Consider the following 16,331-nt stretch of genomic DNA (forward strand, 5'->3'; position numbering starts at 1 on the left):
GCAACAACAGCCATGAGCAATAAACCCTCAACAGAAAATCGCCCCCTGCAACAGCAGGCCAAATGGTTGGAAACCTACCAGCCCAGCCTGCGCATTCATGAGCAGGGAGCCGTGGTTTCTGTGGGTGATGGCATTGCCTGGATTGCCGGTCTACCCTCCGCAGCCATGGATGATGTGCTGATATTTGCCGATGGCAGCCGCGGCATGGTGTTCGATCTTAATGAAGACATGATCGGTGCTGTGCTGTTGAGTGAGACGGATGCACTCACGTCCGGCACAACAGTGCAGAGAAGCGGGCGAACGTTAAGCATTCCTGTAGGGGACGGGTTGCTGGGCAGAGTCGTCGACCCACTCGGCAATCCACTCGACGGGGGAGAACCACCGGCTCATTCGCGCTGGCAACCCCTTGAAGCCAAATCTCCGCCCATCATTGCCCGGGATTTTGTTCACCGTCCCCTGTATAGCGGCATAAAAATCATCGACACCATGGTGCCCATTGGCCGGGGTCAGCGACAATTGCTGATTGGCGATGAGGGGCTGGGTCGCAGTGCAGTAGCTATTGATACGGTGATCAACCAGAAGGATCAGGATATTTACTGCGTCTATGTGTTGATCGGCCAGAAACGCTCCACCGTCGTCAACACCATTGATACGCTTAAAGAATTTGGTGCTCTGTCATACACCACGATCGTGGCGGCTGAAGCCAGCGGCCTGCCAGGACTTCAGCAGCTAGCCCCCTTCGCAGGCTGCGCCATTGCCGAATACTGGATGCAGCAGGGGCGGGATGTTCTGGTGGTTTATGACGACCTCTCCACCCACGCGAGAACTTATCGAGAACTGTCACTACTGTTGCGCCGTCCGCCTGGGCGCGAAGCCTACCCCGGCGATATTTTTTCTGTACACGCTCGGTTGCTGGAACGGGCGACTTGCCTCAATGCGGCCCATGGTGGTGGCAGTATGACGGCGCTACCCATTGTCGAGACCAAGTTGGGAGAAATCGCTGCCTATATTCCCACCAACCTGATTTCCATCACTGATGGCCAGGTTTATCTTGATCGCAGCCTGTTTGCCAGCGGATTTCGACCCGCGATTGATATTGCCCTGTCTGTGTCGCGAATTGGCGGACAGGCTCAGCACCCCAGCATCAAGGAAGAGGCCGGGCGGATGAAACTGGACTACCTGCAATTCCAGGAACTGGAAGTGTTCACTCGTTTTGGAGCTCGCCTTGAGGCCTCCATGGAAACCGCCATTCGTCGCGGAAAACTGCTGCGTCAGATTCTCAAACAGGATCAACTGTCACCACTTCCAGCCACCTGCCAAATGGCGTGGCTGGTTGCCTTCAACAACCATTTATTGGATGACATTGACATTGAACAGGTGGCCACGCACCTGCAACACATCTTTGAGCAGGTACGTGCCAGCGATCTCAACCTGAACAGCCCAAAAGATTCCTGGCTTAACGCTATCTCCGGTTGGTTAAACAACACACCTGTGGACGTTGTCTGATGAGCCGGCGCCGCAGCCTTGAAAAGCACCGCCAGAGTCTGGCGGAAATTAGCGATATCATGAACTCCATGAAAACCCTGGCTTACATGGAAACTCACAAGCTGGGGCGTTTTCTCGAGGCCCAGCAACGGGTGGTAAGAAGTATTGAAACAGCGGCAGAGGATCTTCTCGACGCTTATCCCCAAATACTGCCCCATAGCGAACATATGACGCCTGTTTACCTACTGCTAGGTTCGGAGAGGGGCTTTTGCGGGGACTTTAATCACGCCTTGCTGGATCGTGTCGTCTCAACCCAAACTGAATCCCGAACGGCCAGCATTATTGCTGTGGGCCATAAACTCTGTACCTTGCTGGAAGATGACCCCCGCGTTTTGTTGGCACTGGATGGTGCCGGGGTGGCCGAAGAAGTCCCGCAACTGCTTAACCGTTTGATCGACATATTAAGCCAGCTCCAATTAGAGCAAGGCCCCCTGTCACTGATTTGTCTGTATCACCAGTCAAAAGATCATCTTGTGGAACAACAACTGCTGCCTCCCTTTATGACTCTAACATCGTCGACTCCGGACAAGTTGCACAGTCACCCTCCCCGTCTGAACCTCGAACCAGCCAACCTGTTGTTACAGCTGACAGAGCAATACCTCTTTGCCGCGCTGCACGAAGTGCTCTTTACCTCGCTTATGTCAGAGAACCATCAACGTGTTGATCACCTGGAGGGCGCTGTTAAACATTTACAGGAAGAGTCAACCCGATTGATAAGAACCGGCAACGTGTTACGGCAAGAAGAAATCACGGAAGAAATAGAAGTCATCCTGCTGAGTGCAGACAACGCATTTGACCCAGCGAAACGCAGCCAGGATGGCTGGGAGCATCGACAGCCGGGATCATATCACCGTGATTGACTAAGGCCGAAGAATCCACCAAAAAAGACCACTGCAAAGGTGGCATTGCCCATGATCGCTGTTCTGAAAACCGGGACTATGAGGATTGACTCAAAACGGCTTGATGCCGTTTTGCCCCCTGCGGGGCGGCGCAACCTGCGGTTGCTAGGTCCAACTTCCTGGCGGAAGTTGTCGAACCTCTATCGGTTCGATCTCTGGCGAATACACCATAAACAAAAAGGCCACCCATTTGGGTGGCCTTTTTGTTTATGGCGCGCTCGGGAGGATTCGAACCTCCGACCGCCTGGTTCGTAGCCAGGTACTCTATCCAGCTGAGCTACGAGCGCGTGAGGCCGCGTAATATATTGAAGTGGGCCCTTGTAGTCAAGCCAAAAACCCCATTTCGCAGGCGATTTACGGTCTTTTTGTTACAAAGGAATTTATGCTATCCAACCGGGACTTCTTGATCCCGTTATGCTCAAATTAAAGTATGCACTGACTGTAATATTTACCGCAGTGAGCAAGATAAGAGGTACAACATGATTCGTATCGCTATCAATGGCTACGGCCGCATTGGCAGAAATATTCTCAGGGCTTTTTATGAGCGTCCTGAGCTTAAGGCACAGATGGAGATTGTGGCCATTAATGATCAAGGTGATGTGGTGATCAACACCCATCTGACCCAATATGACAGTGTGCATGGACGCTTTTTTCTTCCCGTTAGCCACGACAAAGACACCATTATTGTCGGAGATGATCACATTAAGGTTCTATCGGAGAAAGACCCGGCAAAATTGCCATGGAAATCATTAAACGTCGATATCGTATTTGAATGTACCGGTCTGTTTACAGAGCGAGAAAAAGCGGCAGCACATTTACAAGCTGGAGCCAAAAAAGTTCTGATCTCCGCACCAGGCAAAGGCGTGGATGCCACTGTGGTTTATGGTATCAATGACCACATTCTGACATCAGAACACCAGATCATCTCCAACGCTTCCTGCACCACAAACTGCCTGGCTCCAGTGGTTAAACCCCTCAACGAAGCCATTGGTATCGAAAGTGGCTTTATGAGCACAATTCACGCCTATACAAATGATCAACACCTTGTAGATGTTTATCACCCGGACGTTTACCGTGCTCGCTCTGCCACGCTCTCGATGATCCCGACGCAAACCGGTGCAGCCAAAGCCATCGGCCTGGTATTACCTGAGCTGGCAGGAAAGCTTGACGGGATTGCTGTACGCGTGCCGACCGCCAATGTGTCATTGGTCGACCTGACCTTTACGGCAAAACGGGAAACTACCACTACCGAGGTGAACGAGGTGATGCGAAGTGCCGCCCTAGGTACTCTCAAACCAATCCTTGCCTATACGGAAGAACCTTTGGTTTCTGTAGATTTTAATCACTCCAGTTATTCGAGTATTTTTGACGGCACACATACACGTGTGCAAGGCAATCTTGTGAAGGTACTCGCCTGGTATGACAACGAATGGGGCTTCTCTAACCGTATGCTGGACACCTGTAATACGTTATTCAACACAACGATGTAGCCTGATACCGCCTGATTGGATTAAAACGACAGCCAATACTGCCATCAGAACAAGGAAACTGTAAAACAAATGATTGAGCTCGATAGTTCGCCGACCACATTACCTGCCTGGCAAAATCTCGTGCAGCTGGCTGCTTCGGCAAACGATATATCAATCACGGATTTGTTTAAGCAAGACCCTGATCGAGCCCAGAGAATGCAAGTTCAACATGATGGGTTGCTGCTGGATTATTCCAAGAACCTGGTTAATCCATCCATATGGCAGCAACTGATTTCTCTGGCTGATCAATCACAACTAAAAGACCATCGCTCAGCTCTGTTTGCAGGCGAAAAAATCAATGTCACCGAGGGCAGGTCCGTATGCCACCCCCTGCTCAGGGGTACCCCGGCATACGAAACGTCAGAAGCCGTTAAAAAAGTCATCGCTGAAAATCAGAATGCCCACGTTAAGATACAAGATATCAGTGAGCGAATCCGCAATGGCGAATGGCTGGGGTCTACGGGAAAAAGCATTCAATCGGTTATACACATTGGTATAGGTGGTTCAGGGCTAGGTCCGGAGTTATGCTGCCAGGCACTTAAGGGCTACGCTCATCCACAGCTCGATTTTTATTTTATTTCCAATGTTGACGGTGCAGAAATTCTGTCGCTTTTGAAGACACTCGACCCAGAACAAACACTGGTGATAGTCGCCAGCAAAACGTTTACCACGCAGGAGACGCTGATCAATGCAAAAGCGACCATTAAATGGTTTAAAGATCGATTGGGGCTAACTTCACCGCAATCAACCAACCATTTCATTGGCATTACCACCAACCCTGACAACGCAGAACAATTTGGTATAGCCGCCGAGCACATTCTTACTTTTGACGAATCTATTGGGGGGAGGTATTCACTCTGGTCGAGTATCGGGCTAACCATTGCTATTGCTCTTGGCAATGACACCTTTGAGGCTATTCTCGCTGGGGCTAGAGATATGGACCGCCATTTCCTGAAAGAGCCCTGGGGTCAGAACATGCCTGTCATCATGGCACTACTGGGTATTTGGTATAACAATTTTCTTAAAGCCCCAAGCCTCGCCGTGATCCCGTACTGCCAACGGCTCCAATTGCTCCCAGCCTACCTGCAACAACTGGATATGGAGAGTAACGGCAAATCCGTCCGCTGCAATGGCGAAAGCGTTACCTACGAAACAGGCCCGATTATTTGGGGTCAAACGGGCACCAACGGTCAACACGCTTTTTTCCAACTACTCCATCAGGGTACTCATCTGGTTCCAGTAGACTTTATCGGCACAGCGAACGACCCCCTTAGCGAGCGCGAGCCTCATGATGTACTTTTGAACAATATGCTTGCTCAATCAGCCGCGCTCATGAAAGGAAAGCAAGACCATAGCCTGCCACCCTCCCGCTTTTATCCCGGAAATCGCCCCTCAAATGTGCTACTTCTTGATGAATTGACACCAAATATCTTTGGCCAACTTATCGCGCTTTACGAACATAAAGTATTTGTTCAGGGCAGTATCTGGAATATTAATTCTTTTGATCAATGGGGCGTTGAGCTGGGCAAGGAGATGACAAGTGGCTTATTGAGCGATCAGAACGATACAACACATATGGACCCATCAACTAACTTTCTATCACAGTTCATCAAAGATAAGACTCGCTGATAGGGCTTACCAAAAGCCTATTCACCAGCAGATCTAAAATAAGCAAAATGTGCTCAATACTTATCGACTGTGTGTCTGTTTGATTAGTTTCCGGCCAAAAAAAACAGGACCCGAAGGTCCTGTTTTTTTATCGACTGCTTTCCCAAACTCAGGCATTTTCACCAAACAGGAATCTGGGTTTGAAGATGTAAGCAAGTGCAGGCATGAGGAACAGTGCACTCAGTGCAGACACTGCCAGCCACAAGCCGATCAGCATACCCATCTCTGCCTGGAACCGCAGGGAGGAGAACAGCCATACACAAACACTAGCTGTCAGTACAAGTGCTGTTACCAACACACCCCGACCAGCACAGTGCAGTGAGATCGAAATTGCTTCTAGGTGGGATTTACCCGCTTTGTACTCACACTGAATACGGTCACAGATGTAAAGAGCGTAATCCACACCTAAACCAATACCCAATGCTGCCACAGGCACAGTATTGATGTTCATACCGATGTTCTGCCAGGACATGAAGGCAAAAGTTACCAGGTTAGACAGGACCACCGGCACCATAAAGAACATACCGGCAATACTCGAACGGTATACAACAATACACATCATCACCAGGATGAACAGAGCCAAAGCGATTGACTGAATCTGACCAGACAGAATCACTTCGTTTACCGCAGCAATTACACCAATGATACCGCCAGCCAGGTGAATGTTGAGGCCTTCAACTTTCATTCTGGAAGTGAAATCTTTAATCCGCGCAACCGCTGTCTGGATGGTTACACCCTGACGGTCTGTGAAGAACAGTGTTACAGAAGCGTTGGTTTGTTTTACGTCAGTGAAACGAGTCAAGTCACCTGGCTCAGCTGCACGTTCAAACATATAGATCAATTCTGCATTGTTGGTAGTGGTCTCACCCAGTTCTACATAACGGAAGTTACCTTCACGCAGAGTCTGGTTAACAGAAGGAAGAATATCAGCCAGTGACAGACTGCCACCGATTTCTTCCTGAGCTTCCATGTAACGCTGGAATCTCAGCATGCTGTCCAGAGTGTCCACATTTTTGATCAAACCTTCCTGATCCATGGTTTCATTACCGAATACCACGAACATACGGTCTGCACCAGGGAACTCACGGTTGATAGCGGCAGAGTCTTCGTTATAGCGGGCTTCTGGCCACAGAATTGGTGAGCCGGGGTTTGCATCACCTACTTTCAGGTGAACTGCAGAGAAACCACAGACAATAAAGAGAGCCAGACCGATCAACACAACGACATAACGCGCACGGGTTTCTACGATTTTCACGCAGAGATTCAGGAAAGGACGAATCACGTGCAGATCAAGGTTAATCGGGTGAGCATAGGATTTTGGTTTTCTTACCCAGGACAGAAGCACTGGCGTCACAATAATGGAGCTGACGGCAACTGTACCGACCCATACCACGGCAAGAACCACCAGTTTTTGCAGCAGGGGGATAGGGCTGATTGCCACAACGGTCACACAACCCGCATCTGTACCAATACCCAACAGACCAGGACGAAGGAGATCTTTCAGTGTGAGACGTGCCGCTTCAGTTGAGCACAGGTCTTCACCTTCGGTCATCTTGTCAATTTCTTCATGGAAACGAGTAATCATCTGTACCGAGTGCGAAACCGCACGCGCAGTGATCAACATCGCCACAACAACAACCAGTGGGTCAAAGTGAATGCCACAGAGATGCGCTACACCCAGAGCCCAGATCGCACTGATGGCACCTGCCAGCATTGGCAGCAGCGTTCCACGCCAGGTTCTGTTGATCACGAAGAGCAATACCAGGAAGATCAGTGCAGCAATCATAATAAGCTGCATGGTTTCCGGCAGATAATGGTTTACCCATCCATACAGGATTGGATTACCTACCAGGCTGATATTGACACTGTCATCATCAAGGCGCTCTACCAGATCATAGGCTTGTTCATAAGCCAGGTTGTAATCCAGCAGGTTGTCGAAGAAATCTACGGTTACCAGTGTGGCTGTCAGGTCTTGAGAAACATAGGGGCCATAAACCAGCGGACTACGCAGGATAGCTTCCTTCAGGTAGTCGATATCAGCCTGTGTCTCCGGAAGATCCGGCCACATATAAGGGAAACTCTCAATACCTTCGGTTGATGCACGTACTTCCTTTAGTTTTTTACCCGCAATGGAGTAAATCTGGAATTCGTTAATTGCATCAATTTTATAAAGACCTTGAGTCAGTTCACGAATCTTGGTCAATACAGGCATCTGGAATATATCGCCTTCCTCGGCCTGAATCATGAAGGTGATAATGTTGGTACCACCAAAGGTTTCCTTATATTCATTATGTACTTGAATATAGGGGTGACTAGTCGGCATCAAATCGTCAAAGACAGTCTTGACTTCAATGCTCTGAGCGAAATAGGCGAATATGCAAGTCAGGCCCAGAACAACTGCCAGAACGAGCTTTCTGAACTTGATACAGCCAAGTGCAAATTTCTCTAACATTCTATCCTCCACCAACCACCCAACTTAATGGGTGGACGCAATTTCTAATTGGTTATTAGTATCTGTTTTTTAACAGATTAATCATGAAGCAGGGACCAGGTCTTAGTTTTAAGATCCATGTACCCTTCAGTCTCACCCACCGCCAGGAAACCATCATCATGGAGTGCCAACTCAGCATGAGAGGTGAAATCTTTCAGCGACAGGTTGCGAGTATCAAAATCTGTCAACGTAGGAGAAAAGGTGATCCATTTGCCTTTGTTGCCAATACCAATCCACTCATTCATATTTTCTGACCAGGCAACATCCATCAAGTGCTCTGACATGCCAGTAACAGGGGTGTCATAGAAGGTCCAAGTAGTACCACCATCAACAGTGGCTACAATAGAGCCTGCAAGGCCAACGGCCACACCGGCTTCGGGGCTTCTAAAATCGACAGAGGTAAAACTGTTAGCGCTATCCGTGTAGATAGTTTCCCAGGTTTCACCGTTATCCTGTGAGCGGAAAATTTGACCAAATTCAGCCGCTATAACGATTGTCTGGTCGTCAACACGAACTACGTCATTAAAAAAGATATCTTCTTCTTCACGCAGACGCTTCCAGGTATTACCGTAATCATCACTACGGATAATCATACCCATTTCACCTACGGCCAAGGCTTCACCATTGGGGTAGGAGTGCACGCGAATCAGTTTATTTGAAATGTCTGATTTGGGCGCCTCAACCTCTTTCCAGGTTTCACCGCCATCGGCAGTCACCACAACACGACCAAAATTTCCGACAGCTACAGCATGTTTATCATCCCATACTGTGATGTCCTGGAAATGTGTATCCATGGTTGAGTCTTGAACAGACCAGTTATGCCCGGAATCTTTAGTTATTAGTATTTTTCCGTAGTTACCAGCTGCTAAAAAGACATCACCTTCCACATGAGCAACACCAAGAATGATGTCTCTGCGGTCAATCGCATGTGGAATAACCTCTCCTATCTCGGGAGTCGGCTTAATAAAGAGTCCTGCATAGAGAAGAGCGGCAACAATTGCCCAGGGCATGATGGAAAGGATAAGCGCTATTATTTTCTGACCTGCTGTTTTTTCAACGTTGTCTTCTGATGCAGACATATTATTTTCAGCAAGGTTTTGTCCAGCAACGTTCATAAAACCCCCAAAGAATCATAAATGGCTATAACAGCCATCCTTACTACTAAAACGCCATATTTTCTTTAATCGTTAATTTTTGTAACTACACCCGGAAACATGGCTACCAAACAGACTTTCGTCTGATTGGCAACCATGCCCCGAAGCGTATTTATCAAATTACCGAGCCAGAGCGATCAACGTTTTCAGAGAAACGTCTTGCTCTTCTACACCTTCTGGGTTGGCTTTCATGTTTGAAGACCAAGTGGTGGAGAACTCAGCTTTCCAGTCAATGGTGTGACCAACAACAGGCATGATGGCTTTGTATCCGTCATCACCAATATCGGCACGGTTTTGGAAGATAAAGGTTTTCCAGAACTTACCGTTTTTGTCGTAGGCCTCACCCTGATAAGGACGTGGGTAGTCAACTTCCATATAAACGACTTTCTTGCTGTAGGGGTGCTCATCAGGAGGCGTACCTTCGATGTGCCAAACTTCACGCGGCTCCCACTGAACCTGAGGCGCAGGGAAGAAGTGTGGAGCGTTATCCATATCTACAGCCGGGAATTCCTCTCTGGTGTTTTTGTAGCGCAGGTCTACAGTCATCAGAGGGGCGTGAGCGATAGCAAACATCCAACGCTTACCTTTCAGGGTTACGTCTTTGTACTTGGTCGGTACCGCATCCCAAATATCCCAGTCATCATACAGCTGTACAGTACCGCCGATGGGATCCATCCAGGCGTTACCAGACAGACGACGTGCACGACGTACAGACTTCAGGTAGGCAAATACGTCATCAGGGGTTTTTGCACTAGGGTCATTGTATCGAGTAGAGAAGATACCAATACCTTTAATATCCTGCGGATAGATCGCCACAAGAACGGTCTTCTGCATGATAGTGCCATCACCTTCTGAAACAGGACCACCGTCGAGACGGCCTTCCATATAGTAGCGACGTGCCCACCAACGCTGAATACGCTCAATACCTTCGTGGGCATCAAGGAATACCCAAGAGATATGACGCAGATCCATGGTTGCACCGTAAGTCGGTGAACGCAGGTTCCAGATCAGCTTGTCACCAGCGTGTGGATCAGAGCTTGTTTGAGTTTTTTCATCAAACGTTTTCAGAATGTCCTGCGGATCGAAGAACATACCTGCAGTCCAGTTACCAACTTCACGAGTGGCTGGATCAAAGGTTACTTTGTCCTTGCCATCGATAGTGGCTTGCATGTACTTCGGATCCATTTCGATAAACTCTGAATGACGAGTATTAATCTTCAGGTTTTTCTCACGGATCATCCACTCAGTGTTTTCGGTGATCATGTCGCCAACACGTTTTCCTTCGAAATACATGTCTTTGACTTTATCGAAGTTCTCAGCACTGATGACAGTGCCGGCCTTCATCACCTGAGCTTCAGTCACACCTGCAGGCAGTGTTTCGCTTGGCTGCGGAGTGCCATCCCAACGACCAGCCTTGGGTGGATCGCCGTAGTACAAGGGATTCGGTTTCTCACCCCAGGCAGTCGGCTGGACGTAACCAGCGTCACGGTCGGTTGCGTAGATACGCGCATCGACCTCTGCCTTGTCGCCTGCAGCAGTAGCGGTCAATGGAGCGGCTACAAACAGCCCCATTGAAACTACTGACGTAGTCAATAACTTCTTATACATAGTTATACTCCCAGTTTATAAAATGAGTCTTATTTGCGACTTTTATTCTGTGAAATAGTTTCGCAAATATACTTTTTTATCTTTTCTACTTAGAACTGACGAGTCAGCTTGACAACGATCTGGTTGTCGTCGGCGAACCAGTCCATCAGAGCAGCACTGTTCTCGCGCTTACCAAGCCAGCCAGCACCAAAGCCCTGCGAACATCCTGCCATACCGGCTGAAGCGGCAGATGCACCTGATGTATCTGGTGTACCACATACTTTCTTCTTGTCACCGTCGTTCCACCACAGATCAGCTTCGACCTTCAGACGCCAGTCATCGCCCCAGACAAACTCTACAGCCGGGATAGCAAAACCACCACCGTTGGACAGGTCAGTACCGATCACGAAAGATGGGTTAATGGTGTCACGGGTGTAGTTCAACAGAGTGAAGAAAGTCAGGTATACAGTGTGTTCTTTCTTCTTGGAGCCAAAGGATGCGAATTCAACGATTTCATCGTCGTCGTCGTAGTTCATGATCCAAGTATCAAACAACTGCACACTGGACAGCGAGGGGCGGTGAGTGCCAAGCACATCCATCCACTTAAACTCTTTGTCGATACGCAACATGATTTTCATGATGTCCTTTTCAACCACACCTTCCCAACCGGGCAGGTCAGATTGAAGCGCACCGTAGTTGTAGGGACGGTTGGGGATATAGGCCACTTCCGCACTCAACGTGGAGTCCAGCTTCATGCTGAAGTAGTTCATACTAAGACCGAAGATATCGATTTCAGGGAAGATCCAGTCACCCAGAAGCTTGCCTTTTTTCGGGTCTTCAGCATAAGAGTTAACGGTAACGCCTTGCATGGTAAAGCCTGGATTGCCACTCATGCCTGGGTTCGGGTTCATCACAGGAATATCGGTTACAAATGCCTTCATGTACGACAGAGAGTAACCCATAGAACCCCAGGTACCATTCCAGCGGATACCGTAGGTGGTCTTATCCCAGTCGCCTGCTTTGTGATCTGTATCATAGATACCGCTGAACTGAGAGAAGTCTGCACCGCGATAGGGGTGTGGAATCCAGCGACCACCTTCCGCGTTATAGTTACTACCCATATCCTCGTTGCGATCCCACTTACCAGGACGAATAAACCAGTTCAGGCTTCCACCCCACTCATAGAGATCGAGGTTGAAGTTGAACAGGAAAAGCGGTTTACGCCATTCTTCGTTGTTCTCGTAGAAGAGGCGACCGCGGTAATCGTAACCGTGCACCACATCCATCGCCTGGAAGAAGTCGGACTCACCCCATACCAGCTGTTGGCGACCAATACGCACAAACAAGCGATCGGTTACTGCCCAGTCAAAGTAGATTTCACGCAGCATATCCATCACTTCATCAGTGGTTTCATATTGCTCCATGAAATCGCCTTTGCGACCACCTTTACCGTAGTTACTGTAGAAGCTACCACCAAAGGTACTTGATGTTTCGTTAATACGGTCCTCGAGATCATCCAGATAATCTGTCTGATGCTCGTGTTCGAAACGGGTAATTACTTTCCAGTTGAGGGGACCGGTCTTGATATCAAAGTCCAAGTTCAACGTGGCGCGAGCCTGGTTCATGCGCCATTTGTCATCGGCTGCAGTCTCATCGTGATCTTCAAGCAGAACACCGACTGTCGCACGGGCATAACCGCTGTACTTGATATCGAAATTCGGGCCATCACCATAGTTAAGGTCTACAGCTAACGCTGGGGTACTGGCGGCCAAAAGCCCCCCGAACCCCAACAGAAAGCCACCAACTTTCATAATGCTGGTGTTGTCTTTTCTCACCATTCTTCTTCTCCCACTTATCGTTGGATATTTTTTATAACCGCCGCATATTGCGCACAGCAATGCGCAATATAAACAGCTTCTACCCCAACAGCAACTACAGATTTACTACGCAAGCACTACGCCATCGACTTAAAACCGGGCGTTTTTGCCTAGAAACTGATGTATTTAATGCTTGTAAAGTGCCTCTCACCAAAGGGGATACCTCAAAAACCGTTTTATTATCGTACGGCTTCGGCTGCAAATCGTATGATTAAAGAAAACACATAGCAACCCCTAATTACGTCTAAAATGGCCCCAAAGGCTCATCATGCCTACCACCAAAGGGCTATAGACTTGGAGCTGACGGCGTTATTTTCGTTAAAAGCCAGCTGATTGTTCCCCCCGTTGCGCACATGCTATGATCGCATCAAAGCTTTTGAAGCAGCTGGCAAATTTAAGAAGTAACCGGTGAACTGTCCGCACTACAACTACAATAAATGCAAGCCCATACTCAAAAGCAATTCTTTATATATAGGCACTCAGCCAGGGGGCATTAAACGTTGAGGGGCTCAGATCCTAAAAAGACAAGTCAACTCTCAGGAAGCGATCTCACTTCCCAGAGGGGTATAGATCATGCCTGGGAGAAATTCTTGTGCACTGGCGGACAGTCTGACGACCTTCCCATTAGAGACGTTATCGCCAGCTCCTGGCAGCGCTGCCTTTCACAAGGTGTCAATCCCGAACAAAAAGCTGCCCCTTTGCTAGCCACAGAAAACAACCTGTACGACTGCCGCCAAAAAAACTCCGAACTGTTGGAATGCGCACAACCGGTTATTGCCCAGGCAAGTGCCTTTCTTCAGGATCTGGAAACTATCCTTTTTTTGACCGATTACCAAGGCCTCAACCTGCAAATCGTTGGCGACCCTCGAACCCTGGATGATGCTAATCACATTGGGTTAGTAGAAGGCAGCGGCTGGAATGAGGTGGTTGCCGGTTCAAATGCTGTAGGCACCGCAATGGCGACCCGGCGCCCCACACAAGTGCATGGTGAAGAACACTACTGCCAGGGATTTAAGCCTTGGACCTGTACTGCTGCCGTTATCGCAGATCCTTATGACAACCAGATGATGGGTGTCATAGATCTCTCCGGACTGTGCAGCATGTATGACAAATTTCACGTTCCCCTTGTAGTTGCTTGGGTCAGCCAGATTCAGTCCGGCTTGGCCCGGAGGACCTCCGAACAATGGAGCTCCATCCTCGAGCACAGTAACAGCAATTTTGGTCGTTTCAGGAATACCGGCAAACTGTTACTCGACAAGCACGGCAGGCTCGTTAACTTTTCGTCAAACTCCAGCGAAGCTCTTGATGCCCTGGGTATCGACTATGACCCTTACTCCAAACGCCGCTTATCCATGGAAAGATTCGGTGGAGAAAGCATTGTTTACCCCCACGACCGCGGCGAATGGGTCTCAGAAGACTGGGTCGAACCCATTCGCCACAAAGGCGAGATCATCGGCTTTCAACTGCTGGTGCCTGCTGGTCGCATCCATTCGGGAAAACCGCAAATCATTCAGGAAACAAGCCCATCGCTAAAACCTGATTTTGACCCATTCCAAGAAATTTACGGCGAAAGCCCCTCGTTCAAATCGAGCGCTAATAAGGCCCGCAAAGCAGCATCAACACCTTTACCTGTTTTGATACTCGGAGATACCGGAGTTGGCAAAGAAGTGTTTGCCAAAGCCATTCACGACAGTAGCCATTATTCGGAAGGGCCATTTATTGACCTGAACTGCAGCTCCTTCTCCAAAGACATTCTAAACAGCGAACTATTCGGTCATGTAGAGGGCGCATTTACGGGGGCGAAAAAGGGCGGCCTGATCGGCAAAATAGAGGCTGCTAATGGGGGCACTCTATTTCTTGATGAGATAGGTGAAATGCCCTTGGAAATACAACCTGTTTTTCTTCGCGTCCTGCAAGAGAAAAAAATCTACCGAGTCGGGGATGTCAAACCCATTCCCGTTGACTTCCGACTTATTGCCGCCACAAACCGAGATCTTAAGGCTGCTGTAAATGAGGGACTGTTTCGCAAGGACCTCTATTTCCGCCTCTCTACGGTGACCATCAGCCTTGACCCGCTATCTGGCAGAAAAGAGGACATTGAAGGCATCGCCCAGTCGGTGCTGGACCGCTTAAACAAAGAGAACCCAGACCAAATTACCGCTAAACGTTTTTCTCCCGCCCTGCTAAATGCCCTCAAAACCAGGGAATGGCCAGGCAACATTCGCGAACTGGTGAATGTCGTTGAGTGTATGTGTTTTATGTCCCAGAGCGAGACGCTCACCATCGATGACTTGCCGGATGGCTATCGCCCAGGAGAAGTCAGCATTCATTCAGAGTTTGCCGCTGGCCCAGCCAGCATACCCCAAGGCAATCTTGACGTGGTTGAGAAAAACACCATTGAGGCTGCGGTCAAGCAATCGAGTGGCAATATGACGCAAGCTGCAAAGCACCTCGGCATTGCCAAAAGCACCCTATATCAAAAGATGAAAAAATACGGGATCAAGAAACCGTAACAAGCTCTCTAGCAGTTGGCCTTAAGCAAAACCCCCTAATTCGAGGGGGTTTTTTGTAGCTTCAAGTGTTTACCTACATACCTGCTGCCGACCAGAACTGCTGCATTCCGGTCACCCCAACAAGGCCTTAGTACATATGTTGGCCACCATTTATTGACAGGGTTGAACCCGTAATAAATCCGCCCTCATCCGACACCAGGAATAGAATGCCCCGAGCAATATCATGGGCTGTCCCCAAACGACCCACCGGTATTCTGGCAACAATTTTCTCCAGAACATCCGCAGGAACATTTCTCACCATATCGGTATCAACGTAGCCTGGAGCTACCGCGTTAACGGTCACACCATACGCAGCACTTTCCAAAGCCAGGGCTTTTGTAAAACCGTGAATGCCCGACTTTGCAGCTGCATAGTTGACCTGTCCGTATTGACCAGCCTGACCATTGAGGGAGCCAACGTTAACAATTCGTCCGAACTTGCGCTCCCTCATACCATCAATCACACCACGACACATATTGAAGCAAGAGCCCAGGTTGGTATCCAGAACTGCCTGCCACATTTCATGGGTCATCTTGTGCATGGTGCGGTCACGGGTAATACCCGCATTGTTAACCAACACCGATACAGGACCAGCATCACGTTCAATCTGCGCAATTCCTTCCTGACATGCATCAAAGTCCGACACGTCAAACTTATAAACAGGAATTCCCGTTCGCTCTGAAAATTCCCGGGCACGCTCATCGTTACCACCGTAGTTGGATACCGTTTCATAACCGGCTTCTTTCAACTCGACAGCAATTGATTCACCAATACCTCTTGTTCCCCCAGTTACTAATGCCACTTTAGACATGCTACATCTCCTGCTTTATGGGACTGCAAAATAACTCTTTTTACATCTTTAACTACTGACACTGATCAAGCAGTGAATTTTTTATAGGCAGACCGCACCACTACTGCCAAGACTTATAGAATAGAAATGATTTTCGATTAAATGAATGCGACTTTTAGCGAACATACATCATCTATAAGGGCTATTAGACAATTAATAAACCAGCAGAAAACAAAATA

Annotated in this window: 10 protein-coding genes and 1 tRNA gene; 5 read left to right on the forward strand and 6 right to left on the reverse strand. The window is 48.7% G+C overall.

Going from position 1 to position 16,331, the window contains the following annotated elements; genetic code table 11:
• Positions 1-12 precede the first annotated feature (12 nt).
• Together Q8A57_RS02800 and Q8A57_RS02805 are read left to right on the forward strand one after the other, a co-directional pair.
• The gene (locus tag Q8A57_RS02800; RefSeq protein WP_305169399.1) at positions 13-1,506 is read left to right on the forward strand and encodes a F0F1 ATP synthase subunit alpha; all 1,494 of its coding nucleotides are present in this window, start codon (positions 13-15) and stop codon (positions 1,504-1,506) included.
• Positions 1,506-2,405, forward strand: coding sequence for a F0F1 ATP synthase subunit gamma (locus Q8A57_RS02805; RefSeq protein WP_305169400.1), 900 nt, complete (start codon positions 1,506-1,508; stop codon positions 2,403-2,405). The genes Q8A57_RS02800 and Q8A57_RS02805 overlap by 1 nt, the downstream gene beginning before the upstream one ends.
• A 249-nt stretch (positions 2,406-2,654) precedes the next feature.
• Here the strand turns inward: Q8A57_RS02805 and Q8A57_RS02810 are convergent.
• A tRNA-Arg gene (locus Q8A57_RS02810) sits at positions 2,655-2,731 on the reverse strand.
• A 192-nt stretch (positions 2,732-2,923) separates the two neighbouring features.
• Between Q8A57_RS02810 and gap the strand changes: the two genes are divergently transcribed.
• Entirely contained in the window at positions 2,924-3,934 is a 1,011-nt protein-coding gene (gene gap / locus Q8A57_RS02815) for a type I glyceraldehyde-3-phosphate dehydrogenase (RefSeq protein WP_305169401.1), read from the forward strand.
• 69 nt (positions 3,935-4,003) lie between these two features.
• Positions 4,004-5,602: a glucose-6-phosphate isomerase gene (pgi, locus tag Q8A57_RS02820; protein ID WP_305169403.1), complete on the forward strand. Its 1,599-nt coding sequence runs from the start codon at positions 4,004-4,006 to the stop codon at positions 5,600-5,602.
• Between the two features lie 148 nt (positions 5,603-5,750).
• Here the strand turns inward: pgi and Q8A57_RS02825 are convergent, their stop codons facing one another.
• The 4 genes from Q8A57_RS02825 to Q8A57_RS02840 all read right to left on the reverse strand — a co-directional run bounded on the left by Q8A57_RS02825 (position 5,751) and on the right by Q8A57_RS02840 (position 12,711).
• A complete protein-coding gene (locus Q8A57_RS02825; protein ID WP_305169404.1) occupies positions 5,751-8,093 on the reverse strand; it encodes an efflux RND transporter permease subunit in 2,343 nt (780 codons plus the stop codon).
• Between the two features lie 77 nt (positions 8,094-8,170).
• Positions 8,171-9,247 (reverse strand): WD40/YVTN/BNR-like repeat-containing protein, encoded by a 1,077-nt coding sequence (locus tag Q8A57_RS02830; RefSeq protein WP_305169405.1) that lies wholly within the window; start codon positions 9,245-9,247, stop codon positions 8,171-8,173.
• Between the two features lie 159 nt (positions 9,248-9,406).
• Positions 9,407-10,879, reverse strand: a complete 1,473-nt coding sequence (locus Q8A57_RS02835) for a DUF1329 domain-containing protein (protein ID WP_305169406.1) — start codon at positions 10,877-10,879, stop codon at positions 9,407-9,409.
• Between the two features lie 104 nt (positions 10,880-10,983).
• On the reverse strand, positions 10,984-12,711 hold the full coding sequence (locus tag Q8A57_RS02840; protein ID WP_305169407.1) for a DUF1302 family protein: 1,728 nt from the start codon (positions 12,709-12,711) through the stop codon (positions 10,984-10,986).
• A 629-nt stretch (positions 12,712-13,340) separates the two neighbouring features.
• Here Q8A57_RS02840 and Q8A57_RS02845 point away from each other — a divergent pair.
• On the forward strand, positions 13,341-15,263 hold the full coding sequence (locus tag Q8A57_RS02845; RefSeq protein WP_305169408.1) for a sigma-54-dependent Fis family transcriptional regulator: 1,923 nt from the start codon (positions 13,341-13,343) through the stop codon (positions 15,261-15,263).
• Between the two features lie 127 nt (positions 15,264-15,390).
• Here the strand turns inward: Q8A57_RS02845 and phbB are convergent, their stop codons facing one another.
• A complete protein-coding gene (gene phbB, locus Q8A57_RS02850) occupies positions 15,391-16,113 on the reverse strand; it encodes an acetoacetyl-CoA reductase (RefSeq protein WP_305169409.1) in 723 nt (240 codons plus the stop codon).
• Positions 16,114-16,331: the final 218 nt, after the last annotated feature.

This window comes from Porticoccus litoralis, from assembly GCF_030676955.1.
Classification (GTDB): domain Bacteria; phylum Pseudomonadota; class Gammaproteobacteria; order Pseudomonadales; family Porticoccaceae; genus Porticoccus; species Porticoccus litoralis.

Bases quoted from the DNA above. Each gene is read 5' to 3' on its own strand.
- Q8A57_RS02800 (WP_305169399.1), top strand. From the start codon at position 13: ATGAGCAATAAACCCTCAACAGAAAATCGCCCCCTGCAACAGCAGGCC.
- Q8A57_RS02805 (WP_305169400.1), top strand. From the start codon at position 1,506: ATGAGCCGGCGCCGCAGCCTTGAAAAGCACCGCCAGAGTCTGGCGGAA.
- gap (WP_305169401.1), top strand. From the start codon at position 2,924: ATGATTCGTATCGCTATCAATGGCTACGGCCGCATTGGCAGAAATATT.
- pgi (WP_305169403.1), top strand. From the start codon at position 4,004: ATGATTGAGCTCGATAGTTCGCCGACCACATTACCTGCCTGGCAAAAT.
- Q8A57_RS02825 (WP_305169404.1), bottom strand. From the start codon at position 8,093: ATGTTAGAGAAATTTGCACTTGGCTGTATCAAGTTCAGAAAGCTCGTT.
- Q8A57_RS02830 (WP_305169405.1), bottom strand. From the start codon at position 9,247: ATGAACGTTGCTGGACAAAACCTTGCTGAAAATAATATGTCTGCATCA.
- Q8A57_RS02840 (WP_305169407.1), bottom strand. From the start codon at position 12,711: ATGGTGAGAAAAGACAACACCAGCATTATGAAAGTTGGTGGCTTTCTG.
- phbB (WP_305169409.1), bottom strand. From the start codon at position 16,113: ATGTCTAAAGTGGCATTAGTAACTGGGGGAACAAGAGGTATTGGTGAA.